This is a genomic window from Bordetella petrii (assembly GCF_020991325.1).
GTDB classification, from domain to species: Bacteria; Pseudomonadota; Gammaproteobacteria; order Burkholderiales; family Burkholderiaceae_B; genus Bordetella_A; species Bordetella_A petrii_E.
Genome location: NZ_JAJMLX010000410.1, coordinates 1 through 2,836 on the forward strand (window position 1 = coordinate 1; position 2,836 = coordinate 2,836).

Consider the following 2,836-nt stretch of genomic DNA (forward strand, 5'->3'; position numbering starts at 1 on the left):
GGCGGCCGCCTCCAGGCTTGCCAAGGCCGCGGGGTCGCACCAGACGCCGGCCACCCGCAGCGGCGCGGCGGCTACTTTGGCCTTGGCCCGCAGAATGAACATGGACAAGCGTTTCGCCAGGGCATCGGCCAGGTCGCGGCGCACCAGGCCATACAACTGGGGCGCGTCGGCGGCGCTGTGCGGGGCCGCGACGGGCAGGGCGCGCCATAGCACCAGGGTGGCCAGCAAGCGGCCCTTGGCCGTGCAGTAGCCGCCCAGGCGGGCGGCATCGGGCGGCAGGCCGGTAACATCCTGCGTCAACTGCCCATGCAGGAACGGCAGGGCATCGGCCCCGGATGCCGCAATGACGGCATAGTCGGGCAGGGCGGCACAGAACGCCGAACCTTCGGTCCGGGCGGGAATCGAATCAAAGAAAGCGTGCATGGCAGAAGCGGTGCGCATAGAGTGGGGCGCCGACGCGGCGCCCGATCCAGCCATGATACCCGGCATGGCCGGCGGCCCGGCGCAATTCCGCACCCGCAACAGGGCCGGCTCGATCGGCCGCGATCCATTAAACTGCGCTCTCTTATGAAAAAGTTCAGCTTCTATTTTCTGTTGGCCTGCCTGATGGCCGTGCTGCTGGCGGCCCTGGCGGCCGGCGGCGCCTGGGCCTGGATGAACCGCTCGCTGGAGCTTCCGGCCGACAAAGTGGAATTCATCGTCGCGCCGGGCAGTACTCCGCGCGCGGTGGCGCGCGCCATGTCCGATGCCGGCATTCCCATCTGGGAAGAAGGCTTCACCTGGATGGCGCGGCTGTCCGAACGCGACAAGCTGATCAAGGCGGGCGGCTACGAAGCGCGCACGGGCGATTCCCCCTGGCAATTGCTCGACCGCCTGGCGCGCGGCGACATGGTGCAGCGGCAAATCACCTTGCTCGAGGGCTGGACTTTCCGGCAGATGCGCGAGGCCGTGCGCGGCAACCCCGATATCAAGCAGACGCTGGGCGATATCAGCGACGAAGCCCTGATGGCCCGGCTGGGGTCCGATATCAAGCAGCCCGAAGGCCTGTTCTTTCCGGACACCTATGTCTTCACGCCCGGCACGACCGATTTCGACTTGTTGCGCCGCGCCTACCAGCAAGGGCAGCAGGTGCTGGCCGACGTCTGGGCGGAACGCCAGCCCGGTCTGCCCCTGGATTCGCCCTACCAGGCGCTGGTGCTGGCTTCTATTGTCGAGAAAGAAACAGGCCATGGGCCCGAACGCAACCGGGTGGCGGGCGTATTCATCAACCGGCTGCGGCTGGGCATGCTGCTGCAAACCGATCCCACCGTGATCTACGGCATGGGCGAACGCTATCAGGGGCGCATCCGGCGCGCCGACCTGCAAGCCGACACCCCCTGGAACACCTACACACGCACCGGCCTGCCGCCCACGCCCATCGCGGCGTCCGGCCGGGCTTCTCTACTGGCGGCGGTGCAGCCCGAACACCATAAATACCTGTACTTTGTTTCGCGCGGCAATGGCACCAGCGAGTTCTCGGCGAACCTGACCGAGCACAACCGCAACGTGGCGCGCTACATTCTGGGCCGTAACCAATGACCGCACGCGGACGCTTCATTACCCTGGAAGGCGTGGATGGCGCAGGCAAGAGTACCCATGCGGGCTGGATCGCCGACACGCTGCGCGCCATGGGGCACACCGTGGTTGCCACGCGCGAACCGGGCGGCACGCCGCTAGGCGAAACCTTGCGCGGCCTGGTGCTGTCCGAATCCATGACACTGGATACGGAAACCCTGCTGATGTTCGCGGCGCGCAGCGAACACCTGGCGCAAGTGATCGAGCCCGCCCTGGCGCGCGGTGACTGGGTCGTGTGCGACCGCTATACCGATGCCACCTACGCTTACCAGGGCGGAGGCCGGCAATTGGGCGCCGATCGCGTTGCCGTGCTCGAACAATGGATGCAACCGGCGCTGCAACCGGACCGCACGTGGTTGTTCGACGTGCCGCTGGAACTGGCGCGCGCCCGCCTGGCCGATGCCCGGCAGCCCGACCGTTTCGAAAGAGAAGAGGCCGCGTTCTTCGAGCGCACCCGCGCCGCCTACCATGCGCGGGCGGCGGCGCAGCCTGGGCGCATCCACATCGTGGATTCCAGCCAGCCCATGGAACAGGTGCGCGCCCAGTTGTACGCCGAACTGCAGGCCATGGCCCGGAGCGCACCATGAGCGCGGCCGGGTTCCTGCCCTGGCAGCACGACATCGCGCGTACCTGGCTGGCCGGGCGCGAGCGTTTCGCGCATGCCTGGCTGGTGCATGGCACGGCGGGCATAGGCAAGGTGGAGTTCGCATCGGCGGCCGCCGCGAGTTTGCTGTGCGAATCGCCGAGCGGCCACCTGGCTTGCGGGCAGTGTCCCGCCTGTGCCTGGGTGGCCAGCGGCAATCACCCCGACTTGCGGCGCATCCGTCCCGAAGCCGTGGCGTTGCAGGAAGGCGCTGACGCGGCCGATGGCGCCGACGACGCCGAGCCGTCCGGCGGCGGCACGGCCAAGCGCGCGCCCTCGAAAGAAATACGCATCGACCAGATCCGGGCGCTGGAATCCTGGTTCAACACCGCCACGCACCGCGGCGGCTGGCGCGTGGCATTGCTGTATCCCGCGCAGGCCTTGAATGTGATCTCTGCCAACGCCTTGCTCAAGGTGCTGGAAGAGCCGCCCGCCAATACGGTGTTCCTGCTGGTGGCCGATGCGCCCGACCGCCTGCTGCCCACACTGGTGTCCCGGTGCCGGCGCCTGCCCTTGCCGGGCCCCGACGCCGCGCAGGCGCTGCAGTGGCTGCAAGAGCAGGGGGTGTCCGCCGCGCCC

3 protein-coding genes and 1 pseudogene are annotated in these 2,836 nt (G+C 68.3%); 3 read left to right on the top strand and 1 reads right to left on the bottom strand.

Annotation, left to right across the window (positions count from 1 at the left end):
• Window positions 1-423: pseudogene (locus LPZ50_RS23805) on the bottom strand (folate-binding protein); the annotation flags it as partial.
• Window positions 424-567: 144 nt separating this feature from the next.
• Between LPZ50_RS23805 and mltG the strand changes: the two are divergent.
• From mltG to holB, 3 genes are all read left to right on the top strand, one after another.
• Entirely contained in the window at window positions 568-1,578 is a 1,011-nt protein-coding gene (gene mltG, locus LPZ50_RS23810) for an endolytic transglycosylase MltG (protein WP_230665325.1), read from the top strand.
• Window positions 1,575-2,201: a dTMP kinase gene (tmk, locus tag LPZ50_RS23815; protein ID WP_230665326.1), complete on the top strand. Its 627-nt coding sequence runs from the start codon at window positions 1,575-1,577 to the stop codon at window positions 2,199-2,201. The genes mltG and tmk overlap by 4 nt, the downstream gene beginning before the upstream one ends.
• Window positions 2,198-2,836: DNA polymerase III subunit delta' (gene holB, locus LPZ50_RS23820; protein WP_230665327.1), on the top strand; the 639-nt coding region annotated here is incomplete at its 3' end. The genes tmk and holB, both read left to right, overlap by 4 nt.

What these genes read in the sequence shown, in the direction of transcription:
- mltG (WP_230665325.1), top strand. Translation starts at nt 568, where the DNA reads ATGAAAAAGTTCAGCTTCTATTTTCTGTTGGCCTGCCTGATGGCCGTG.
- tmk (WP_230665326.1), top strand. Translation starts at nt 1,575, where the DNA reads ATGACCGCACGCGGACGCTTCATTACCCTGGAAGGCGTGGATGGCGCA.